The following is a 6,178-nucleotide window of genomic DNA, read 5'->3' as shown; positions in this document are numbered from 1 at the left end:
TCGTGAGACAGTTCGGTCCCTATCCGGCGCGGGCGTAGGATATTTGAGAGGAGCTGCCCCTAGTACGAGAGGACCGGGGTGGACGGACCACTGGTGTATCAGCTGTCGACCAACGGCATAGCTGAGTAGCCAAGTCTGGACGGGATAAACGCTGAAGGCATCTAAGCGTGAAGCCCCCCTCAAGATGAGATATCCCATTCCTTTAAGGAAATAAGATCCCTTATAGACGATAAGGTAGATAGGTTCAAGGTGTAAGTGCGGTAACGCATTCAGCTGATGAATACTAATAGATCGAAGGTTTATTCTAAAAAGAAGATATGTAGTATCGGAATACTGTGTGAAGTTTTGAGGTTGTTATAACCTTAAATGGCCTCATGGCTCAGTTGGTTAGAGCGCCGCCCTGTCACGGCGGAGGTCGAGGGTTCAAGTCCCTCTGGGGTCGTTTTAATAATGTGGGATCTTAGCTCAGCTGGGAGAGCATCTGCCTTACAAGCAGGGGGTCACAGGTTCGAGCCCTGTAGGTCCCACTTAATTAAATATTTTACTATGGGCGGTTTCCCGAGTGGCCAAAGGGGACAGACTGTAAATCTGCTGCAAATTGCTTCGGTGGTTCGAATCCACCACCGCCCATCTTTTTTAATATCGCGGGATGGAGCAGTCTGGAAGCTCGCCGGGCTCATAACCCGGAGGTCGGTGGTTCAAATCCATCTCCCGCAACTACGTGCCCAGATAGCTCAGTTGGTAGAGCAGAGGACTGAAAATCCTCGTGTCGTTGGTTCGATTCCGACTCTGGGCACTTGTTTTTTATAAACCTTCAAGATATAATGCTTGAAGGTTTTTTTGTATTTATAGGAGGCAATATGAAAATAGTATTCTTAGACAGAAAATCTATAGGTGAAGATATAGATTTAAGTTGTTTTAATGAATTTGGGGAAGTTGTTATATATGATTATTCTACCCCAGAAGAGGCAGCTGAAAGAACCGTAGATGCCGATGTGGTTATCATAAATAAAGTACCAATCAATGAAAATACAATTGGCAAGGCTAATAATCTTAAGCTTGTATGTGTTACAGCTACGGGAACTAATAATCTTGATAAAGACTATTTAGCTAAGAGAAATATAGAATGGAGAAATGTTGCAGGGTATTCTACAGAAGCAGTAGCGCAGCATACTTTGGCATTATTATTAAACTTATACGAGCATTTAAGTTATTACGATGATTATGTAAAAAGCGAAAAGTATGTAAATGATAAGTTATTTACACATTTTGAGATGCATTTTAACGAAATAGCTAATAAGACATGGGGCATTATTGGATTAGGTGCTATTGGAAAAAGAGTGGCAGAAATAGCAACTTGCCTTGGCGCGAATGTAGTTTACTATTCTACTAGTGGAAAGAATCACAGCGATATCTACAAAGAAGTCGATTTTGACACTTTGTTATCCACATCAGATGTTATCTCTATCCACGCACCACTTGATGAAAACACCTTACACTTAATGGATAAGAATGCATTTGAAAAGATGAAAAATAGTGCCATTCTCATAAATGTTGGTAGAGGTCCAATCGTTGTGGAAAAAGACCTTGCGGACGCACTTGAGAGTGGACAAATAGCTGGAGCTGGCTTAGATGTACTTGATGTTGAGCCTATGTCTCCAGAAAACTCATTACGCAATATAAAAGACAGCAACAAGCTTATCATTACACCACATATTGCATGGGCAGCTGTAGAAGCAAGACAGCGTTTGATGAAGATTATTTACAATCAGGTAAAGGATTACTTTAATTAATCAAGAGGTAAACCTGATAGATAACTATTGTCACTGAGACTTACTAATAATTTGTTTCTATAATGAAGATACATATTTGTTTCAGTGACAGTATCGATATCGGAATCAAAGAATGAAGTATTACCGCAGGATTTCATATAAAGGTTTATTCGTTCTATGAATTCAGGCATAGCTTCATTGAATAACTCAAAAATACTTTCGTTTCTATTAATTGAATTATTCCAAGGATTATGCCAATTTGCATTAAATGAATTACAGGGATCATTGTATTTAATAATAGTATCACTAGGAATCATAGACGAAATAACATCGCATTTAAAGAATAGGTGCTCTATTCTTTGAATGCGTTTTTTCTTTTTTCCTGATGGATCATTCATTAATCGATTCAGTTTTATAAATGATTTTATAGCATTTTTTATAGTTCCATATCGTACGTGATATTCTGGAAAAGCTCGATTTATGCTTATAAAAAGCAATTCTGTAATAACTCGTTTCTCGTTGTCCGAAGGTGATACAGTTCTAGCATAATCAAATTGACTAGGGAGTACATGCTTAAAATGATCTAGGACCAAATGATCTATATCAGTTTCTAGAGAAACATGTCTTCCAAAATCATATATTCCACTTTTCTTCAGATTATTAAAATGATCACTTTTAAAGTAGACATAAGGATGGCAAATCACATCTAAGGAATAATGACCCATAAATCCCATTATATAAGCATCACAAATACGTCTATCGTGAGCATCATCAAAGCTATTTCTTGCGTCAAAAAGGTAATCAAAAAAAAGCATAACCCGTTCTCTATGCATTACATTTCCAATATTCTTCTTATAAAAGACATATGCAGGGATATGATAGAAAAAGATATCAGGTCCTTGAAGGCCCAATCCAAAACATGTCTGATGTTTTTCAATCAGATTCTTAGTATCGTCAGATTCGATGAATGATATACATTGTTCCCCGAAAGTTAAATGAGTAATAAAACCTGGCATATATTCTCCCAATACAAAAAATTTACCCCGAATTTACCAAGCTAGAATACCTTTATGATAAAGGAACAATAAATGCAATAACTTGGTATAAATCCATAATACCATATATAGTGGTACATATTGCTAAAATACTGTGAAATAAGATTATATAGCATAGCTATACATATGAAAAAAATTGTATAAGTCAAAAAACAAAGAAAAAACTTTGTATATAGCATAAAAATTTGTGGAATCTATACTAAAGTTAGGTTAAATGAAACGGAGGAACTAAAATGGGAGTAAAAGATAATGTTGAAAGAGCTGCATTTAGTGCGGCTATAGATGAAGTTCTGAAGAATGTAAAAAAGAATCCACAGAAAAGCCTATTAAAGATTGTTGATATGACAGAGAAAATGATGGGTGGAAGTAGTAAAGGATTCCGTACAGCTGCTTTTGCAGGAGCTAGAGATCTCATTAATCAAGAAGACTCTAAGTGGATGAACTATGTTACACGATTATTAACTGAAACAGATCCACATGTTGCAAAAATGACAGCATTAAATCTTGGATACCAGGCTGCATTTAAAGGTACCAAGATGATTAGGGAGAATAGAGAAAAATTTGGTTGTAATATACCATGGCTGATTCTCATGGATCCAACAAGTGCCTGCAATCTTCGTTGCACAGGATGTTGGGCAGCTGAGTATGGTCATAAACTTAATTTAACATTTGAAGAATTAGACAGCATTGTCACCCAAGGTAAGGAACTTGGAATTTACTTCTATATGTTAACTGGTGGCGAACCACTTGTTAGAAAGGCTGATATTATCAAGCTTTGCGAAAAGCATAACGATTGTGCATTCCATAGCTACACAAATGGAACACTTGTAGATCAGGCATTCTGTGATGAAATGAAGAGAGTAGGAAATTTATCACTTTCAATTTCTCTCGAGGGCTTTGAAGATGCAAATGATTTCCGCCGTGGTGAAGGTGTATTCGCAAAGGTAATTCATGCTATGGATTTACTCCATGAAAATGGATTAATTTTCGGTAATTCAGTTTGCTATACATCAAAGAATATGGATTCAGTAACTTCCGATGAATTCTTTGATTTACTGATTGAACATGGCTCAAGATTTGCTTGGTATTTCCATCTTATGCCAGTTGGAATGAAGGCTTCTCCAGAATTAATGCCTTCTCCAGAACAAAGAGAGTACATTTATCATAGACTTCGTGAAATTCGTGGCCGTGAAGGTGGTAAAGAAATTTATGTTATGGACTTCCAGAACGATGGAGAGTTTGTTGGTGGATGCATCGCTGGTGGTAGAAACTATTGCCATATTAATCCAAAGGGCGATGTAGAGCCATGCGTATTTATACATTATTCTGGTGCAAATATTCGTGAAAAATCTCTTATAGAGTGTCTCCAGCAGCCATTATTCATGGAGTACAGAAAAGGACAGCCATTTAATGATAATATGCTTAGACCTTGTCCTATGCTTGAAAATCCAGAACTTCTTCAAGAGATGGTTAAGCGTTCAGGAGCTCATTCTACAGATGTTGAGCAGGAAGAGCCTGTTGAGCATTTATGTGAGAAGTGCGCAGAATATGCAGCAAACTGGAAGCCAACAGCAGATAAGCTTTGGGAAGAGCATCCATACAGACAAAAAGGATATATTAATTATGCAAATGCAGAAGAAAAGGGATATGCATATAAAGTAAATTAATAAAGATGCTTTAGACCTGACAGAGAACAGCTGTCAGGTCTTTTTTTAGCCATTATAAGGTAAAAAAAGAGAATGCATAGTTGATAAAAATAAGAGATAATGCTAAAGTAAAGAAAGGTTATTAAAGATTATTCTAAAATAGTTTAGAATAATAAAAATTAAATCTTAATATTTTCAGAATATTGCATCCATAGTTGAAACGTGATACCATGGATTTGCACGCTAGTTAGTGTGTAAAGGAGAGGTGTTATGTTTAAAGGACGCAAATCAGAAATTGAAAAACTAAATGGATTTTATGAGGGAGAAGAAGCATCCGTTGCAGTTGTTTCTGGCCAATTGGGGGTTGGCAAGACAGCTCTATTAAGAGAGTTTGCAAAGGATAAAGAGGCCATTTTTTTCGAGGCTTACGAGACTACTGCTAAGCATAAGTTTGAGCAGATTAGCAAAACTATAGGCTCGTCAACTGTTCTTGATGGGGAGGCATTTTGCCAAGAAATTTCTAAGAGAGCTGCAAAATCTAAGCAGCTTATCATCATTGATCAATACCCTCATATTGTTAAGTCAGATCCAGATTTTGATAAAAAACTTCATGAATATATCGTCGGAGAATGGAAGAAATTACCAGTTAAGCTCATTCTATGTTCCGATGCGTTTATGCTAGTTGATAAATACATAAAGGGTAAAAAGGCCCTATGGAAAAACGATATAACACTTGATTTGGTAGTTCAGCCATTAGGATTTTATGACTCTTGCGAGTTTTTTGCAGATGCTAGTCCGAAGGAAGCTGCATTTTTATATGGCATTACAGGCGGTATTCCATACAACCTGGTACGCACAGCAGCACTACTTGGAATAGATGGGTACGATATGTACGGCATCAGTCCAATACATGGTGAAGATAAAATAAAAGAAGTGGCGTACAAGCTGTTTTTGGATAAGAATTGCAATCTAGGTTTGAATCCGGAGCAGGTTATGGCTACTGAGCTTCGTGAGCTATCATATTACAACTATATGCTTGCGACACTTGCCAAGGGATTAAATAGAGTAAATCAGATTTCGGCAGAGGTTGAAAAGCCAAAGGATGTTGTGGTTCCTTACTTGAACTCACTAATGTCGATTGGCGTTTGTACAAAAGATACTGCAATTACTGAGATTACAAATAGAAAGAAAACTCGTTATTCGATAGTAAATACCAGCACATTATTCTGGTACAAGCACATTGTGGCAAATTACAATTTATATATTTCAGGTCAGGTTGATGAGCTTTGGGACACAATCAAAGCAGATATTGATGACTATATGAAGGAAGTATTCATCAAAATATGTGCTGAATACTTACGAGATAGAAGCGATAATAACCTTCTTCCATTTACAATCGAAGAGATTGGAAACTGGTGGGTTAATGACGATGAAGCAGGAACCACAGACGGATTTGATTTGGTATCACTTGGAAAATGTGATGGCAAGTCAGCTACGATTTTTGCCCAGTGCTATTATATCCATGAGCCAATAGAAGTTGCTCAATTAAAGTCATTAATTGAAAAAACAAAGCAGCTTCACAGACAGGGAGATGCATTTTATCTGGTATTTTCTAATGCAGGCTTCCATGAAAATGCTATCACCATTTCATCAGCAATCAAAAACATTATGTTGATTACGTTGGATGAAATGAGATAATTATAGG

General features: G+C 36.9%; 4 protein-coding genes, 5 tRNA genes and 1 rRNA gene. 9 read left to right on the top strand and 1 reads right to left on the bottom strand.

Going from position 1 to position 6,178, the window contains the following annotated elements:
- The 7 genes from T375_RS07420 to T375_RS07390 all read left to right on the top strand — a co-directional run.
- Positions 1–307 (top strand): 23S ribosomal RNA (locus T375_RS07420); the annotation flags it as partial.
- A 61-nt stretch (positions 308–368) separates the two neighbouring features.
- Positions 369–442 (top strand) — tRNA-Asp (locus T375_RS07415).
- Positions 443–454: 12 nt separating this feature from the next.
- Positions 455–527 (top strand) — tRNA-Val (locus T375_RS07410).
- Positions 528–548: 21 nt separating this feature from the next.
- Positions 549–630: transfer RNA gene (locus T375_RS07405), tRNA-Tyr, on the top strand.
- A 13-nt stretch (positions 631–643) separates the two neighbouring features.
- Positions 644–717, top strand: a tRNA-Met gene (locus T375_RS07400).
- Between the two features lie 6 nt (positions 718–723).
- Positions 724–796 (top strand) — tRNA-Phe (locus T375_RS07395).
- A gap of 64 nt (positions 797–860) precedes the next feature.
- The gene (locus tag T375_RS07390) at positions 861–1,793 is read left to right on the top strand and encodes a D-2-hydroxyacid dehydrogenase (protein ID WP_044936743.1); all 933 of its coding nucleotides are present in this window, start codon (positions 861–863) and stop codon (positions 1,791–1,793) included.
- Here the strand turns inward: T375_RS07390 and T375_RS07385 are convergent.
- The gene (locus T375_RS07385) at positions 1,790–2,788 is read right to left on the bottom strand and encodes a zinc dependent phospholipase C family protein (protein WP_049960339.1); all 999 of its coding nucleotides are present in this window, start codon (positions 2,786–2,788) and stop codon (positions 1,790–1,792) included. The two genes, T375_RS07390 and T375_RS07385, sit on opposite strands and share 4 nt — an antisense overlap.
- Before the next feature lie 272 nt (positions 2,789–3,060).
- Between T375_RS07385 and T375_RS07380 the strand changes: the two genes are divergently transcribed.
- Both T375_RS07380 and T375_RS07375 read left to right on the top strand, forming a co-directional pair.
- Positions 3,061–4,494 carry a radical SAM/SPASM domain-containing protein gene (locus tag T375_RS07380; RefSeq protein WP_044936742.1) on the top strand — a complete coding sequence of 478 codons (1,434 nt, stop codon included), beginning with the start codon at positions 3,061–3,063 and terminating at the stop codon, positions 4,492–4,494.
- 249 nt (positions 4,495–4,743) lie between these two features.
- Positions 4,744–6,171, top strand: a complete 1,428-nt coding sequence (locus tag T375_RS07375; RefSeq protein WP_044936740.1) for an ATP-binding protein — start codon at positions 4,744–4,746, stop codon at positions 6,169–6,171.
- Positions 6,172–6,178: the final 7 nt, after the last annotated feature.

The sequence above is a fragment of the Pseudobutyrivibrio sp. LB2011 genome, from assembly GCF_000701765.1.
Classification (GTDB): domain Bacteria; phylum Bacillota; class Clostridia; order Lachnospirales; family Lachnospiraceae; genus Pseudobutyrivibrio; species Pseudobutyrivibrio ruminis.
This window is presented reverse-complemented; position numbering and strand designations above follow the sequence as displayed.

What these genes read in the sequence shown, in the direction of transcription:
- T375_RS07390 (WP_044936743.1), top strand. Translation starts at nt 861, where the DNA reads ATGAAAATAGTATTCTTAGACAGAAAATCTATAGGTGAAGATATAGAT.
- T375_RS07385 (WP_049960339.1), bottom strand. Translation starts at nt 2,788, where the DNA reads ATGCCAGGTTTTATTACTCATTTAACTTTCGGGGAACAATGTATATCA.
- T375_RS07380 (WP_044936742.1), top strand. Translation starts at nt 3,061, where the DNA reads ATGGGAGTAAAAGATAATGTTGAAAGAGCTGCATTTAGTGCGGCTATA.
- T375_RS07375 (WP_044936740.1), top strand. Translation starts at nt 4,744, where the DNA reads ATGTTTAAAGGACGCAAATCAGAAATTGAAAAACTAAATGGATTTTAT.